Source organism: Virgibacillus salexigens, assembly GCF_014905415.1.
GTDB classification, from domain to species: domain Bacteria; phylum Bacillota; class Bacilli; order Bacillales; family Amphibacillaceae; genus Virgibacillus; species Virgibacillus salexigens.
The window spans coordinates 285,571-302,778 of the sequence record NZ_BNEO01000003.1 but is presented as its reverse complement, the minus strand read 5'-3'; the positions used below and the strand labels follow the sequence as shown (position 1 = coordinate 302,778).

Genomic DNA, 17,208 nt, shown 5'->3' with positions numbered 1-17,208 from the left:
TTATCGCTCCTTATGAAATTGAATGTTTTTCTTTAATAAATTGCAGTAATTGCTGACAACCTTCCAAAACCAATTGATATGTATCTGAAAAATTCCCTGTATAGTAGGGATCAGGTATATTTGATTTTTCCGGTTGATTTACAAAATCCATCAACTTTGCAATTATTATTGGTTGTTGGCTAGCCCCAAATAATTGTAGCAGATCATGTTTATTTTGATCATCCATTGCAATAATATAATCAAATTGATTCACATCACTTGCATCGACTTGCCTTGCCACCAGTCCTTTCCAAGATATATTATTGTTGGTTAAAATTTCTTTCGTCTCTTGATGGGGTTCTTCACCCATATGCCAGCTCCCGGTACCAGCTGAATCCACAGTAATATATTCCGTAAGCCGGTCTTTTTTTATAAGATCAAGAAATATTGCTTCTGCCATTGGAGATCGACAAATATTGCCAAGACATGCAAATAAGACGCGAATCATAAAGCACACCTGCCTTCTATTTCTTCTATTATAAGCAACAAACCTTCTGTCAGGCAAAGGTTTCTATTTATATAGAATACCAATTTTTACCTTCCTTGTACAAATTGTCAAAGAAAACGTACCCATTCAACCTTTTTGCAACACGGAAACTTATACATTTACATGAAACAACTTGACATACGCTCTCTTTTTTCGGAATATTTAATATAGGTAGAAAAAGGGGGAAAAAGATTATGATGGACATCATCAATGCAATAAGTAGCTTTGTGTGGGGTCCTCCAACATTAATTTTAATTGTTGGAACTGGATTATACTTAACCTTTCGATTAGGTTTCTTACAATTCAGAACACTACCTTACGCTTTGAAACTTGCTTTTCGACCAACAAGACAAGATAAAAAATCAAAAGGCGATATTAGCCATTATGAAGCCTTAACAACAGCAATGGCGGCTACCATAGGAACTGGTAACATTGTTGGGGTAGCAACAGCAGTAGTATTAGGAGGTCCGGGAGCTGTCTTTTGGATGTGGATTTCTGCATTATTTGGAATGGCAACAAAATATTCTGAAGCCATTCTTGCAGTTAAATATCGGGTAGAAGATAGTAAAGGTCAAATGTCCGGCGGTCCAATGTACTACTTAGAAAAGGGATTAAATGCCAAATGGTTAGGTGTTTTATTTGCTATTTTTGGCTCCATCGCCGCATTTGGAATTGGAAACATGGTACAATCGAATTCTGTATCCGATGCACTGCAAACCTCATTTAATATCCCAACTTGGCTAACTGGAATCGTACTCACTGTATTAGTTGGTATTGTTATTCTTGGAGGAATTAAAAGCATCGGTCGTGTGACAGCATTTTTTGTACCTATCATGGCATTATTGTATATTATTGGCGGATTAATTATTATGATCATGAATTTAGACCTTCTTCCAAGCGCAATTAGCTTAATCTTTACAGACGCCTTTACAGGAAGTGCAATCGGTGGCGGTATCTTAGGTACGGTTATACGCTACGGAGTAGCTCGTGGTGTATTCTCCAACGAAGCTGGACTAGGTTCCGCACCTATTGCTGCTGCTGCAGCGAAAACAGATTACCCAGGTCGTCAAGCTTTAGTATCGATGACTCAGGTATTTATTGATACGATTATTGTCTGTTCAATTACAGGTATTACAATTGTGATGGCAGATATGTATCAAGGTGGACTAGAAGGTACAGAGTTAACTGCAGCATCTTTTTCTTATTTCTTAGGTGATGTTGGTGGCTATATTGTTACAATTGGAATTATATTATTTGCTTTTTCTACATTAGTAGGTTGGTCTTATTATGGGGAAAAGTGTTTTTCATATCTATTTAGTGACAAGGCTATACCGTATTATCGGTTTGTTTTTGTTATTGCTGTCATGTACGGAGCCATGGAAAAATTAGATATTGTTTGGGGTATTTCTGATATTATGAATGCGCTCATGGCAGTACCGAACTTAATTGGCTTACTTGGTCTTTCCGGAGTTGTAGCTTATGAAACAAAGAAATTCCTTAAAGTAGCCAAACAAGAAAAAACACAAGAAAAGGCAGAAAGTAGAACATAATCTTATAAAAGGGATGAGCGATGACAGCTCATCCCTTTTATGATGTTAACGGTACAATACATTGCTCATCATTATTTTCAGCTGAATTCACATAGGTATGAACTGCATAAGCTTTTAATTGATCCTCGTCAAAAGACTCTAAGAGTTGCTGCGATACAAGTGGTTCCATCTTTACTGGTTGAATCCATTCATCCTCTTTATGTTTAGGAAGAATGATTGGCATACGATGATGAATGTCTTGCATAAAGGTATTTGCTTTTTTGGTTAGAATGGTACAGGTGAACAGTTGCTTTCCTTTATGTTCCCACTTATCCCAAAGGCCAGCAAAAGTAAATACTTTACGGTTTTCCAACTCAATTCGTTGTGGCTGTTTCCCATCAGAAGTCTGTTTCCATTCGTAGAAACTATCGGCAAGGATCAAGCAGCGCTTCTTTCCCATTAGCTGTTTGAAGCTCGGTTTTTGATGGGCGGTCTCACTACGTGCATTTATCATCTTATAACCAATTTTCTCATCTTCCGCCCACTTAGGTACAAGTCCCCACTTCAATAAACCTGCTCGTTTCTGTTTCCCATCGTGAATGATTGCTAACACTTGCTGACCAGGAGCGATATTATAACTTGGTATATATCCTTCAATTGTGTCTTGCTCTAAATCAAAGGCCGTCAAAATCTCTAATTCATCTGCCAATAATGTATACCTTCCACACATCCGCTTCACCTCTATAGCCACTATATTTCATTTAGAATATACTTAAATCCCACTTCGTTGCAATATGCTTCAGTAATTTTATTCCTGCTATACTATTTCCTTGATTATCCAAGGCAGGACCATATACCCCTATCCCACATCCTTCTGTAAATGGTAAGACTTCCTCTCTTACTCTTGGTGGGGCTACAGCGATAATTCCACCAGATACCCCACTTTTAGCAGGAATACCAACATAAGCAGCAAATTTACCAGATGCATCATACATACCGCATGTGAGCATTAATGCCTTAGCTAATCTTGCAATTTTACGAGGAATAATTTCCTCATCCGTCTGCATATCCAATCCATCATTTGCTAACACTCGGCCAATTATTGCTAAATCATCAATACTTACTTCAATGGAACATTGTTTAAAATAGGTTTCTAACGTAATATCCATATTTGATTCAAGGTAGTCTAATTCAACTAAATAATAACCAATTGCCCGATTTCGTATAGAAGAATCTCTTTCTGATTCATATACATCTAAGTTCAATGATGGACGATGACCGAGAATTTTTTCCAGCAATTGAAATAAAGGTTCTAGTTTTTCATCCGGCGTTTTCCCATTTAACATAGAAGTAACTGTAATCGCTCCTGCATTTACAAAAGGGTTGAAAGGCTTTTTTAATTTTCGCATTTCCAAATGCATGATTGAATTAAATGCCTCGCCAGTTGGCTCAACATCGACTCGATCAAGCACGTATGCTACCCCTCTTTCCATACACGCCACAATAAAACAAAACACTTTTGAAATACTTTGGATTGTAAACGTTGTATCGACATTTCCGGAACGAACTGATAGTCCATTATTGCCTAAAATGGATATTCCTAAGTGTTTTGGATCAGCTTCTTTTAAAATGGGAATATAAGAAGCCACTTCTCCATCCTTTGTTTGCTTTTGATAAAAAGTTACCCAATCGTCTACATAATTCTGCAACCAATCTTGGGTTATTTTTGTATTCCAGTTCACCGTACCTTGAATCAACTATATCACCTCCCTACTAGTATGCCTCGTATTTAAAAAAAGAAACTTATAAACAAAAAGGGAGGATACATAATAAAACGGAAACTCTACAACTAATCACTGCTGCCCCCAGTACCAATTTGATCTCGCTGAAGTCATGCCTAATAGAATTAATGAATTCAGTTTTTTGGTAGAACTTATATTTTAAAAAACCAAAAACCGAACTATTCTCTGAATAGTTGCAGAAAATAGTTCGGTTTAAATTCCTTTTTCCTTTCGCTCTTCCTAAATCAGCGCTTTACTAGCTCCTCAACTTGATCAGCATCTTCTTATTGCAATCGTTTTTCTATTATTTCTTGGACCCCTTCAGCTATTTCGTTACTGCTTTTAGCATGATATGATTCCGGATGAATTGCCTCCTCAATAGATCGTTTTACATCGGAATCATCCTTTATCTTACCGTCTTGTTGTTCGTACATTCGGTATATACCGGTGATTGTAACTGGCACAATTGGCACCTCTACTTTAACTGACTGCTTACGATCATGACGATCAATAAACACAAATTGTAAAAGTTCCATCTAGAGGAATAATTGGTAAAAAAAAAGAGATTGACCGCAGTCAATCTCTTTCATAGATTCGTATATTTATTTTCCAATAAATTGTTGCGTCCAGTGGTTACCTTGTTCAACATACCCTACTCCAATATGAGTGAAGTCAGGGTTCATAATGTTTTCACGGTGACCTTGACTGTTCATCCAAGCATCAACTACTTCTTGAGGAGTTTGTTGCCCTTTAGCAATATTTTCTCCTGCAGTTGTATAGCTAATACCGAATTGTTTCATCATATCAAATGGTGAACCGTAAGTTGGGCTATTGTGCGCAAAGTAGCCATTTGTTGCCATATCATTCGATTTTTCACGTGCAACTTTACTTAGTTCAGTATCAACTTTTAATTCAGAAAGACCTTGTTTTGCACGTTCTTGGTTTGTTAGTTCAACAACTTCTTGTTCAAATTGACTCAATTCTTCAGATTGAGACTGTTCTTGATTTTGATTTTGTTGTTCTTCTGTTTGTTGTTGATTCGTGTTTTGCTCCGGTTGTTGCTCTTGTGCAGGCTGTTCTTTATCTTGTGTTTCTTGTTCTTGTGACTGTTCTGGTTGTTTTGGTTCTTCTGGTTTTTCTTGAGCTGGTTTGTCAGCCTGATTTGTTTGTTCTTCTTGAGCAGGTTTTTCATTTTCTGCTGGTTTTTCTTCTATATTAATCTTATCCCAATTAATTTGGTTCCAATTTAATTGTAATTTATTCATATATTTATTTAAAAGATCATTTATATTGTCTTCTGTAATTGTCTTTGTTTGTCCATTGATAGAATAGAAGACTTTATAAATTTGATCCTGAGATTGATCTTTGGCAGAAGCATCAGCAGAAGATGAAAAAGCTCCCCCGAATAGTAAAGCTGTAGATAAAGCTGTAACTACACCTATTTTTTTAAACATGTTTCTTACACACTCCTTTGGTTTTTGTTTCGTGCAAGATCATCATAGCATGGATTTTTTGTAATATTTTTGGCAGCCGTTACCAATCGTATTTTCTCTTGCTCTTTAAATCTAAAAACCTTATATTAATAGGAGTTAGTTTCATGGGAAAATAGGGTATACATGAAAATAATAATAGTAGAGGAAAAAATTTCATCAAAATTCGGCTTGACAACCTAAAAAAAGCGGCTTGTTTATTTCAAATTCTATCAATTTGTAATCCAAATGTTACGTATTCTGTCGTAAATAATAGTTTTTTTGTTGTATAATAAGGATATTTGGAAAAAAATCTATTACTAATTACTAACACTTGTATATCTACCCCCTAAAACTATATGAAAGAAGAGAATTTATATAAAAGAAATCTGTCATCATTGGAGGATCTATATTATGTTATCTACTGCGGAGATTGGAATCGATCTTGGTACTGCAAACATTCTAATATACTCAAAGTCAAAAGGAATCGTTTTGAATGAACCATCTGTTGTAGCAATTGATGTAAATACCAAGCAAGTAGTCGCTGTTGGAGCAGAAGCAAAGGAAATGGTGGGTAAAACCCCACAAAATATCATACCGATTCGCCCACTAAAAGATGGAGTGATTGCGGATTATGATGTCACTGCACAAATGTTAAAAGAATTTTTGAAGAAAGTTAGTAAGAAAATTGGCATGTCCATGCGAAAACCAGTTGTAGTTGTTTGTACACCATCAGGCAGTACTACCGTAGAACGTCGTGCTATCCACAATGCTGTCACAAGCTATGGAGCAAAACAAGTCCATCTTATTGAAGAGCCAATTGCTGCTGCAATTGGTGCTGATCTGCCAGTTGATGAGCCTGTTGCCAATGTCATTGTCGACATCGGAGGCGGTACTTCAGAAGTAGGAATTATTTCATTCGGAGGTGTCGTTTCCTGTAATTCCGTTCGTATTGGTGGAGATAAAATGGATGAAGAAATCATTCATCACATCCGCAAGAATTATAATATCCTAATTGGTGAACGTACGGCTGAGAATATCAAGATGGAAATTGGTTATGCACATCCGAATCACAAAGAAGAAACAATGGAAATCCGAGGACGTGATATGGTAACAGGTTTACCTAAGACGGTTACAATTACATCTCAAGAAATTCATCTTGCATTAAAAGAATCCTTGGAACAAGTTCTAGAGACCATACGTGCTACATTAGAAAACTGCCCTCCAGAATTAAGTGGAGATATTGTAGATCATGGTATTGTTCTAACAGGCGGTGGCTCCATGCTTAATGGCATGCAAGAATGGTTATCTACTGAAATTATCGTCCCTGTCCATCTTGCACCAAATCCTTTAGAATCCGTAGCAGTCGGAACCGGACGCGCATTAAAAATGATCACAAAACTGCAAAAAGCCACAAAGTAGAAAGAAAAGCATAAAAGGCAAATACCTCCGACAAGCTTAAGTTCCTTCCGATGTGGTGGTTTTTACCACAAAGGAAGGACGCTTTAGTCCTCTAGGAGGTAGCCCTTTCATGCTAGACATCAGAAAAGCAAGACCGTTAGGCGACGTATGGGCTCGCCCCGGTATTCGGGGATGGTTCGACGTTGGCAAGCATCGTGCCGTTTTTCGTCGGTCTTCCGTTCCTCAATAATGGAATTACGGTGACTTTCAGGAACCGATGATAACTGGGAGTCGAAGGAAGTCTCATTAGTCGCTGGTCCTCTTCTATATTGCTTATATTCATAAGTTTACACCCAGGCATCTAATTGCCTGGGGATTTTTATCAAAAAATCGTCCCGGAAAGCGTTTACAAATATTAATTATCATAGTATACTGAAAAATAAGAATTAATTAGCTTGTTGCTAAATAGCTCTTTTAATTACCTATCAATTCGCTGCCTAATCTGTTCACAGTTCCATGCCAGAACTGACTCAACAGATAAAAGCCAGTTCAGATTGAATTACAGAAGTTCTGTAATTTATTTGAATTGGCTTTTTTATTTTTTACCGGCTTCTCATCATATGCTTAAGAAGCTATGATAATTAACCTATTCTTTATAAAAGGAGTGAAAACATGACAGGTGCTCTGGAACATATTCGTATTCTTGATTTGTCCCGAGTGTTGGCTGGTCCTTACTGTTCAATGATTCTTGGGGATCTAGGGGCTGAAGTTATCAAAGTAGAAGCTCCTGGTGGAAGTGATGAAACACGAAGATGGGGGCCACCTTTTCAAGAAGGTGTTAGTGCTTATTATCTATGTGCAAATCGCAATAAAAAAAGCATTACCCTTGATTTAAAATCGCAAGAAGGGATTACTCAAATCAAAAATCTTGTAAAAAATAGCGATGTAATTATTAATAACTTTCGTACAGGAACAATGGAACGATTTGGTTTAGACTATGACACATTATCATCTATTAACTCAGGAATTATTTATTGTTCAATTACTGGATTTGGTGAAACTGGTCCATTGAAGGATATGCCAGGTTATGATTTTATCATTCAAGCCATGAGCGGACTTATGAGTATAACTGGTGATAAAGAAACTGGACCACAGAAAATGGGGGTTGCTATTTCAGATATATTAACAGGGATGTACGCATGTATTGGCATACAAGGTGCATTAATTGAAAGAAACCAATCTGGAAAAGGACAAAAACTCGATATTGCCCTATATGATGCAGCAGTAAGTGCTCTTGTAAATGTAGGAAGTAATTATTTAATGTCCGGTCAAATCCCATTCCAACTTGGAAATCATCATGCAAATATTGTCCCCTATCAAACCTTTTGTGCAAAAGACGGAGAAATGGTCATTGCAGTTGGAAATGACAAGCAATTTCGAGCGTTATGCGATATTATTCAAAAGCCCGATTTAAAAACAGACCCTAGATTTACTACTAATCCTGATCGGGTTAAGCATCGTGACAAACTGATACCTGTTCTACAAGAATTATTCTTACAAAAGGAAGCAAATGAGTGGATGGATGAGTGTAAGGCAAGAGGCATTCCATGCGGACCAATTCAGAATATTGCTGAAGTAGCTAATGATGCACAATTAAATGCACGAAACATGTTCATCGATCTGTCACATCCAACAGCCGGTATCATCAACATGATAGGCAGTCCATTAAAATTGTCTCGTACTCCTGTTTCATATCGACATCATCCACCTGATCCAGGTGAACATAATCAAGCTATTCTTAATGAAAATCCAACCAATTAATAAAAGGAGATGTGTTTATGAACTTCCATTTTACAGAAGAACAAGAAATGCTAAGAGAAACCGTACGTAATCTTACAGATAAGGAAATTATGCCTTATATCAGCGAATGGGATAGACAAGGGAAATTTGATCCCGCTATCATTCCTAAACTTGCAGAGTTAGGACTCATGGGTGTTTGTATACCTGAAGAATATGGCGGCAGTGGTATGGACTATAATTCGCTTGCAATTGTTTGTGAGGAATTAGAACGAGGAGATACTGCATTTCGTACAGCTGTGTCTGTTCATACAGGTTTAAATAGCATGACTTTACTTCAATGGGGAAATGAAGAACAAAAACAAAAGTACCTCGTACCACAAGCAAAAGGTATGAAAATTGGGGCCTTTGGTTTAACCGAGCCTGGGGCTGGTTCAGACGTTGCTAGTATGGAAACAACTGCTGTAAAACAAGGAGATTATTATATTTTAAATGGTCAAAAAACATGGATTTCTTTATGTGATATGGCCGACCACTTTCTTGTGTTTGCATATACGAAGGATCGTTCAGAAAAACATAAAGGAATCTCGGCATTTATCATTGAAAGAGAATGGGAAGGATTCTCGTCCAAAGCAATTAAAGGAAAACTAGGTATTCGTTCAGGTAATACAGGTGAAATTTTCTTCGATCACATCAAAGTACCAAAGGAAAACTTACTTGGTGAAGAAGGAGAAGGATTTAAAATTGCTATGTCTGCATTAGATAATGGTAGATTTACTGTAGCTGCTGGTGCAGTTGGTCAAATTATGGCGTGCCTAGAAGCAAGTGTGAAGTATTGCCACGAACGAGCAACATTTGGCAAGGAGATTGGTAAACATCAACTTGTCCAGCAAATGATTGCAAATATGGAAGCAGGATTACAGATGAGCAGACTACTGGTATACCGAGCAGGTGAGCTGAAGAATGAAGGAAAACGTAATACGAGAGAAACATCTTTAGCGAAATGGCAAGCATGCGATTTTGCAAATAAGGCTGCGGATGATGCTGTTCAGGTCCATGGTGCTTACGGATATTCAGATGAATACCCAGTAGAACGCTATCTTCGAAATTCAAAAGCACCTGTAATTTATGAAGGTACGAGAGAAATTCATACGGTGATGCAAGCAGAATACGCACTTGGATACCGACAAGATAAAAATTTAAATAAAATGCTACCCGCATGGAATCAAAGTGAGTTCACTAAGTTCTAATTCAACGAGCTTTTTGAATAGACTATAAATAAACGAGACACCTGATTATACCAGGTGTTTGGACTTGTTACAAGGAGGCTGCTTATATGTTTGAATCGTTGACTAAAAGTATCTTTATTAATGGGAAATGGGAAGCTATTAGCGAAGCTCATACAGAAACAATTTATAATCCTGCCACCTTAGAACCGATCACCAAGGTCGCGCATGCTGGAGCCAAGGAAACAGCTAAAGCAATTACAGCGGCAGACGAAGCTTTTCCACAGTGGAGTCAAAAAACCGGGAGAGAACGGTCTCGTTATTTATATAAGGCGTATCAGCTGATGCAGGAAGATGCAGAACGATTAGGTAAAATCTTAACTATGGAACAAGGAAAACCATTAAACGAAGCAATTGGTGAAGTTAAAGGGGCTGCTAACTTTTTATTATGGTATGCAGAAGAGGCTAGTCGAAATTATGGAGAGTGGCTCCCTTCATCAACTAATTCAAAACGTCTGATGGTGATTCCTCAAGCAGTTGGGGTTGTTGGAGCGATAACACCTTGGAACTTTCCTTCTTCCATGATCACCAGAAAACTAGCACCTGCCTTAGCTGCAGGATGTACGGTTGTTTTAAAACCAGCACCCGAGACACCTCTTTCCGCAATCGAAATCATGAAAATCTTTGAGCGTGCTGGAGTTCCAAATGGTGTTGTTAATTTAGTGACTGGAGATGCCAAAGCCATTGGACAACAATTACTTACGAATAAAGTAGTTCAACATATTACATTCACTGGTTCTACTGCAGTAGGGAAGTATTTAATCCGTGAAAGTGCACAGCAGGTTAAAAAACTCTCCCTTGAATTAGGTGGTCACGCACCAAGTATTGTCTTTGCGGATGCAGATTTGGATAAAGCCACTTCCCTCGTTATAGGCAGTAAGTTTAGAAATAATGGCCAAACATGTATATGCACCAATCGTCTCTATGTTCATCAACATATTGCCAATGATTTCGCTAATCTATTAAAAGCCAAAGTTTCTCAATTAAAACTAGGATCTGGTTTAGAGAACGAGGTAGACCTTGGTCCATTAATTAATCAAAAAGCTTGTGAAAAAGTACATGATCATGTAAAAGATGCCACGGAAAAAGGTGCTATTGTTGAATGTGGTGGTGAACAATGGAATGACAAGTTAGATGGACATTATTATAAGCCGACAATCCTATCAAACATTTCTGATGAGATGAAGATTATGCATGAAGAAACCTTCGGCCCTGTCATCCCCATTCAAACCTTTACAGATGAATCAGAAGTGATTAAGCAAGCAAATAATACAGATTATGGCTTAGCAGCATATGTTTTCACTGAGAATACAAATCGAGCCATTCGCGTTTCTGAGAAGCTCGACTATGGCATCGTAGGCGTGAATGATGTATTTCCAGCGACACCTGAAGCTCCATTTGGTGGAATTAAACAGTCTGGTATCGGTAAAGAAGGCGGTCATCATGGTATGGATGAATTCCTAGAGAAAAAATACATCTCGATAGGAATCGATTCTAAGTAAAGGCAAGTTCATTACATTCGCCACGAAAATCAAAAACGCCTTAGGTTTTTGTGTTATTCACCTGCTGCTGAGAATATATTTCTGAAGTGATTTGGAAAACGATCCTTCTTGTCCTTCGCGAGCACGTTATCAGCTCACTCGGGTAAGCAAAATCGTATTACCTGAGTGAGCCATATTGTTCGTTGAGACGTCTCAACAATATCAACTGCCTCCCCATCCTGATTCATCTAACTTCACTAAATTAAAATCGTTCATTACGAATTTTGCTTTACACTATCATTCTAATCTCTTTCTTTTAAGATGTTCGTTCACTGGTATTCTCACAAAGCACCACATATTGCTTGTACAAATCTTTTAAAGCAGAAGCTAACGCATTACCTGCCTTTCCTAGATAATGTGACTTTAATATTTCAACTGGTTTATCAATACCATCTTGTAAACTGTGACCTCGTAATAATTGTTGAACGAAACTTTTGCCGTGGTCGGTAGCTAATGTACATCCTGCCGCTACTATAACACCATATTTTTTATCAATTTCTGCTGTAATGGTTAATGTCTCATAAATACTTTGAGCAGCCATTCCTGATGGTAATCTTGCATGACCTGCGATAAATATTGTGTTCATTTCTTATCTCCTCCCCCATCCACACAGCTTATCGATAACCAAGCCTTCGTGAAATGTCTAGTGCTGTTATTTTTGTTTCTACCTTAATATGTTCTAAATCATCTCCTTCGAAATGACTTGTGAGACCACTTACGGCTAGTGCAGCAATAACCTGCTGCTGATGATTGTAAATGGGATAAGATATTCCAGTTGTATCCTCGTCTTGTTCAGCAATACTATATGCGTACCCTTGTGCTTGAATTTGTTGTAATTCTACTCTTAAACGCTCTTTCTCAATTGGACGATGAATAGCCACAAGCTTTGATTGATTGATAATTTCCTCTTGCCTCTCTTTGGTTTGGAAGGCTAATAACAATTTTGGACCAGAACCGATGTACAACGGAACACTTTTTCCCACTTTTGTATAAAGCCTCAGTGCACGTGAACTTTCCACTTTTTCTATATAAGTTGCTTCGTCTTGATTAATAATGACTAAGTGAATGACTTCATTTATTTCTTTCGCTAATTCCTCCATATATGGTAAAGCAATTCCTCTTACTTCTAGTCTATCAGAAACAAGGTTGCCAAGCTCTAGTAATTTTAAACCTAACCGATACCTTGCCTCCTGTTCCGATTCTTTTGATTTATGTAAGAAACCATTCTGTTCTAAAACCGTTAAAAGCCGGTATGCTGTAGGTTTAGGTATTCTAGCTTGATCTGCAATATCTTTCAATGATAATTCATGCGATCCTTCTCTAAACAAGTCTAGTAATTTTAATGCTTTATTCACACTTTGATTCATAGGCAAGCTCCTTAAGACAATTGAATAGCTAGTTCACGGATATAGGTAAATCCCTCCGCTATCATTGCAGAGGGATAACCTTCATTTTACGTATTTACATGTGTTTTTTCTGTACTTTCTTTTTCTACAATCATAACACCACGTTTTTCCATCTCAGCGATATATACTTCTCCTGGTACAATTTGTTCTGGTGGATACACCCCTTTCTTCGTAATTTTGTTATTTCCAATCATTTGGGCTACTACAGAAATCGTATTTGCTGTTGCTCTAGCCATCGCTGTAACTTGGTTCGCTCTATCCTTATACGTTGTCATTTCATAAGCATATGTTTTTTGTCGTCCTTCTTTTTCACCGGAAACAATTACTCTTAGTAAGACGGCATCATCCTTATCTCCTAGTTCAACAATAGGATCAAGCACTTTTAAAAACACATCTCTTGGACTAACTTTTTGTCCATTCATTTCTACTTCATAACCAGCTTTTGTTAGATTTAAATCAACAAGCAGCTTGAATTTTTCTGCATGACCTGGATAGCGAATCGTTTTATATTCTAAGGTTTTTAAATGAGGATAAGATATGGATAAAGTTGACGTCCCTCCAGAAGTATGGAAAGCTTCCAATGGACCAAATTTTTCAAAATAGACACGTTCTACCTCGGAAAGCGAAGGGATTTCCTGCTTTATACCATTCCGAATGATTAACGATGGATCGGTATAATGATCAAATACCCCTTCCATAGAAAAAACATGGTTATATTCTAAAGGTGCTTCAGGTTTTACAGGAATACCTCCAACATATAATTTAATGGAATCTAAATGATCTAGCCTACTATTACCAAGGCCCGATAAAATATTAATCATTCCAGGTGCTACACCTAGATCTGGAATTAACGTTACTCCAGCAGCTTTCGCCTGTTCTTTTAACGTTAATACCTTATCCGTTACATGACCGATGTGGCCACCTAAATCTACAGCGCTGACACCTACTTCAATCGCCGTTTTTGCAACGATTTCATTAAACGAATAAAACAATGCATTGATAATTACATCAAACTGCCTCATATAATTAGCTAAATCCTGTTGATCCGCTGCATTTACTTGATAAGCTGATAGTTTAGCAGATTTTAATTGGTCACATACATGTTGTGCTCGTGCTATATCAATATCTGCCAAACCGATAGATGTGACATCATCACTTGCAGCTAGATCACGAGCAGCTTCTTTCCCCATTAACCCTGAACCTAGAACACCTATCTTCATCCAATCCACTCCTTCTACCAAAGATTCCTAAACTTTTCCAGTCAATACGAGTCCCTACTTTACAATTAATCTACATCAATTTGAGCACGTTGTAATTTACCACTGTAGTCTACATAAACTGCTTTCCACTCTGTAAACACATCTAATGCCTGCACACCAGAATCTCGGTGACCGTTCCCAGTCCCTTTGGTTCCACCAAAAGGTAGATGTATTTCTGCACCAGTCGTACCCGCATTCACATATACGATGCCAGTATCTAAATCCCGCTGCGCTTGAAAAACACGGTTCACGTCTTTTGTAAAAATGGAGCTTGACAATCCGAAGGTTACTCCATTGTTTACCTTAATAGCTTCTTCAAAGCTTTCCACCGGAATCAACGACACGACTGGTCCAAATATTTCCTCTTGGGCTATCCGCATCGAAGAATTAGCATCCGTAAATAAGGTTGGAGCAAAGAAGATTCCATCTTGATGCGAATCGTCTTTCCATTCATAACCTCCAGCAAGAAGCTTTGCCCCTTCATCTTTTCCAATCTGAATATATGATTTTATCTTTTCTACTCCTTTTTGATTAATGATTGGGCCAATTTTATTCCTTTCATCCAATCCATTTCCAATTGTTAATTTTTCCATTTCTGCAAGGAGACGCTCCTCTAAGGTAGACTTTACATCTTCATGAACAATCACTCTACTACATGCTGTGCAACGTTGGCCGCTTGTACCGAATGCACTCCATAAAATTCCTTCCACTGCGAGGTCCACATCAGCATCTTCCATAACAATAACCGCGTTTTTTCCACCCATTTCAAGGGATACTTTCTTTAATTGCTTTCCACATTCCGCTGCAATATTTCTACCTGTATCATTGGAACCAGTAAATGAAATAATGCGAATATCTTCATGATGAACCATTGCATCTCCAACTGTTGAACCAGTGCCAAATACAACATTCATGATTCCTTTTGGTAACCCAGCTTCTTCAAAAATGGACGCTAATTCATAAGCCATAATTGGTGTTTCAGTAGCTGGTTTCCAGATAACTGCATTTCCAGCTACAATTGCTGGGAAGGACTTCCATGTTGCTATAGCTATTGGAAAATTCCAAGGAGTGATGATTCCCACAACTCCTACTGGACAACGCTGGCTCATAGCGAATTTATCTTTTAATTCTGCCGGCGTCGTTTGCCCAAATAACCTCCGTCCTTCACCAGCCATATAAAATGCCATATCGATACCTTCTTGCACTTCCCCACGGGCTTCTTCAATCACTTTTCCATTTTCCATTGTTAATAACTGCGATAGTCTTTCCTTACGTTCTTTCATTAAATAACCAACGCGATATAGTACTTCCGCTCGTTGAGGGGCTGGAACGAGAGCCCATTCTTTTTGAGCCTGTTTAGCAGCATATACTGCTTGATGAACATTTTCGCTGCTGGATAATGGAACTTGAACAATTTCTTCCCCTGTTGCAGGATTAATAACGGCTGTTGAAGCTTCTACCTCTACCCAATCTCCATCAATAAAATTTCGTAGTTTTTTTGTTTGTAACGTTGCTGTCATAATAAAACCTCCTTTATTTAATATATTACTGTTTCATGGACCTTTCTCGAAGTTGAGTAATGGTTGATGAAACAGAAATCTGCTCTGGATCTGTCAATATTTCAATCACAACCGGTTTTCTTAATTGACATGCTTCCGCAAAAGCAACTTTAAATTCCTGCGATGAAGCTACACGATAACCAATTGCCCCAACACTTATTGCCATATCCTTAAAAGACACATCTCCTAAATCCGTAGCGATCACTTTTTCTGGAAAGTGCATTTCTTGGTGCATGCGAATCGTACCATACATCTTATTATTAAAAACGAGACATATGACTGGAATATCATATCTCACAGCGGTCTCCAGTTCTTGACAAGTCATCATAAACCCTCCATCACCGGAAAAACCAACGACTAAGCGATCTGGAAGAGCAAGTTTTGCTCCAATTGCCCCCGGTAATCCATACCCCATCGCTCCAGAAGTAGGCCCAACATACGTATGTGCAACCTTAAATGGATAAAAATGATGAACCCAACCAGCAAAATTCCCGGCATCATTCGTGATCACAGTATTCTCTGGTAATATTTTAATTAGGTATTCAATAATTTGCGTATTAATGGGATCTGTTTCTTTCACATCTAACCGACAGGATCTAGCATAAGCTGCATTTCGATCAAAAGCCCAATCCGACCAAGCATGCATTACATTTACTGTTTGCAACTGATCAAAGGCTTCCTTCATATCAGCTACAATGCCTATGTCTGGAGCAAAGCTTTTGCCAATGCTATTGTAGTCAATATCGATATGAATAAGCCGCTGGTTGGACGATAGGAGTGCGTAATCCTGGGTAGTTACTTCAGACAATCGTGTTCCTAATGCCAATACCACATCCGCTAATTTCACTGTATCAAGTACTTCTTTTGAAGTTCCTAAGCCCAAATGTCCTGCATATAACAAATGATCATTTGGAAATACATCATGACGGCGAAACGCTGTTAGAACTGGTATATTAAAGGTTTCTGCGAATTTTTTTAAGCAGGGTTCTGCATTTGCATTCTTTACCCCGCCGCCAGCAATGATGATTGGCTGCTTAGCTTTTGATAAAAGCATCTCTACCTGCTTCAATTCAGCAGGAGAAGGTGCTGGTGCTGGACGAGGTATCACAGGACCATATTGCATATACGCTTCTTCCTTTAAAACATCCTCTGGCAATGAAATAATTACTGGACCTGGTCTGCCTGATTTGGCAATTCGAAAAGCACGTTGTACGATTTCTGGTGTTCGTTCTGCATCTTTTAATTCAACAGTCCACTTAGCAATGGATTGAAAATACTGATCTAAATCAACCTCTTGAAACCCTTCTCTTCCTCTAAATTTACTGTGTACCTGACCTAAGAATACAACCATTGGCGTAGAGTCTTGATATGCTGTATGAACACCAATTGATAAATTCGCTGCACCTACTCCTCTTGTAGCAAGCAAAACACCTGGTTTTAATGCAGATTTGGCATAGCCTTCAGCCATGAAGGACGCCCCTCCCTCATGCCTTGCTGATATTACTTGAATAGTGCTTTCATCATAAAGCGCATCCAATACAGGTAGATAACTTTCCCCTGGTACACAAAAAACGCGTTCTATATTTTCTTTTTTTAAACAAGTTATGATCGCCTTTGCCGCTGATTCTTTTGTTTTTGTCATCTGTATTTTTAA

Annotated in this window: 15 protein-coding genes; 5 read left to right on the top strand and 10 right to left on the bottom strand. The window is 38.1% G+C overall.

Going from position 1 to position 17,208, the window contains the following annotated elements:
• Nucleotides 1-10: 10 nt before the first annotated feature.
• The gene (locus JKP73_RS15460; protein ID WP_021290625.1) at nt 11-487 is read right to left on the bottom strand and encodes a low molecular weight protein-tyrosine-phosphatase; all 477 of its coding nucleotides are present in this window, start codon (nt 485-487) and stop codon (nt 11-13) included.
• A 233-nt stretch (nt 488-720) separates the two neighbouring features.
• Between JKP73_RS15460 and JKP73_RS15455 the strand changes: the two genes are divergently transcribed.
• Nucleotides 721-2,076, top strand: coding sequence for an alanine/glycine:cation symporter family protein (locus tag JKP73_RS15455; protein WP_021290626.1), 1,356 nt, complete (start codon nt 721-723; stop codon nt 2,074-2,076).
• Nucleotides 2,077-2,113: 37 nt separating this feature from the next.
• Here JKP73_RS15455 and JKP73_RS15450 read toward each other — a convergent pair whose 3' ends face one another.
• The 4 genes from JKP73_RS15450 to JKP73_RS15435 form a co-directional block, all read right to left on the bottom strand.
• Nucleotides 2,114-2,785, bottom strand: a complete 672-nt coding sequence (locus tag JKP73_RS15450; RefSeq protein ID WP_021290627.1) for an SOS response-associated peptidase — start codon at nt 2,783-2,785, stop codon at nt 2,114-2,116.
• A 31-nt stretch (nt 2,786-2,816) separates the two neighbouring features.
• The gene (locus JKP73_RS15445; protein ID WP_021290628.1) at nt 2,817-3,812 is read right to left on the bottom strand and encodes a glutaminase; all 996 of its coding nucleotides are present in this window, start codon (nt 3,810-3,812) and stop codon (nt 2,817-2,819) included.
• 308 nt (nt 3,813-4,120) lie between these two features.
• A complete protein-coding gene (locus JKP73_RS15440; protein ID WP_148530751.1) occupies nt 4,121-4,372 on the bottom strand; it encodes a hypothetical protein in 252 nt (83 codons plus the stop codon).
• A 66-nt stretch (nt 4,373-4,438) separates the two neighbouring features.
• On the bottom strand, nt 4,439-5,290 hold the full coding sequence (locus tag JKP73_RS15435) for a CAP domain-containing protein (RefSeq protein WP_021290630.1): 852 nt from the start codon (nt 5,288-5,290) through the stop codon (nt 4,439-4,441).
• A 429-nt stretch (nt 5,291-5,719) separates the two neighbouring features.
• Here JKP73_RS15435 and mreBH point away from each other — a divergent pair, with 429 nt between their 5' ends.
• The 4 genes from mreBH to JKP73_RS15415 all read left to right on the top strand — a co-directional run bounded on the left by mreBH (nt 5,720) and on the right by JKP73_RS15415 (nt 11,291).
• Entirely contained in the window at nt 5,720-6,727 is a 1,008-nt protein-coding gene (gene mreBH, locus JKP73_RS15430) for a rod-share determining protein MreBH (RefSeq protein ID WP_160807418.1), read from the top strand.
• A 651-nt stretch (nt 6,728-7,378) separates the two neighbouring features.
• Nucleotides 7,379-8,527 carry a CaiB/BaiF CoA transferase family protein gene (locus tag JKP73_RS15425; protein WP_160807419.1) on the top strand — a complete coding sequence of 383 codons (1,149 nt, stop codon included), beginning with the start codon at nt 7,379-7,381 and terminating at the stop codon, nt 8,525-8,527.
• A gap of 17 nt (nt 8,528-8,544) precedes the next feature.
• Complete coding sequence (locus tag JKP73_RS15420) at nt 8,545-9,753, top strand: acyl-CoA dehydrogenase family protein (RefSeq protein WP_021290633.1); 1,209 nt, start codon at nt 8,545-8,547, stop codon at nt 9,751-9,753.
• An 86-nt stretch (nt 9,754-9,839) separates the two neighbouring features.
• Nucleotides 9,840-11,291, top strand: coding sequence for an NAD-dependent succinate-semialdehyde dehydrogenase (locus JKP73_RS15415; protein ID WP_160807420.1), 1,452 nt, complete (start codon nt 9,840-9,842; stop codon nt 11,289-11,291).
• 295 nt (nt 11,292-11,586) lie between these two features.
• On the opposite strand, the gene JKP73_RS15410 is transcribed toward JKP73_RS15415, so the two are convergent.
• The 5 genes from JKP73_RS15410 to JKP73_RS15390 all read right to left on the bottom strand — a co-directional run bounded on the left by JKP73_RS15410 (nt 11,587) and on the right by JKP73_RS15390 (nt 17,202).
• Nucleotides 11,587-11,916 (bottom strand): DUF3870 domain-containing protein, encoded by a 330-nt coding sequence (locus tag JKP73_RS15410; RefSeq protein ID WP_038247424.1) that lies wholly within the window; start codon nt 11,914-11,916, stop codon nt 11,587-11,589.
• Between the two features lie 28 nt (nt 11,917-11,944).
• Nucleotides 11,945-12,697: an IclR family transcriptional regulator gene (locus tag JKP73_RS15405; protein WP_160807421.1), complete on the bottom strand. Its 753-nt coding sequence runs from the start codon at nt 12,695-12,697 to the stop codon at nt 11,945-11,947.
• Nucleotides 12,698-12,783: 86 nt separating this feature from the next.
• Complete coding sequence (locus JKP73_RS15400) at nt 12,784-13,956, bottom strand: saccharopine dehydrogenase family protein (RefSeq protein WP_160807422.1); 1,173 nt, start codon at nt 13,954-13,956, stop codon at nt 12,784-12,786.
• Between the two features lie 65 nt (nt 13,957-14,021).
• Nucleotides 14,022-15,515, bottom strand: a complete 1,494-nt coding sequence (locus tag JKP73_RS15395) for an aldehyde dehydrogenase family protein (protein ID WP_038247419.1) — start codon at nt 15,513-15,515, stop codon at nt 14,022-14,024.
• A 25-nt stretch (nt 15,516-15,540) separates the two neighbouring features.
• Nucleotides 15,541-17,202, bottom strand: a complete 1,662-nt coding sequence (locus JKP73_RS15390) for a thiamine pyrophosphate-dependent enzyme (RefSeq protein ID WP_370459223.1) — start codon at nt 17,200-17,202, stop codon at nt 15,541-15,543.
• Nucleotides 17,203-17,208 lie beyond the last annotated feature (6 nt).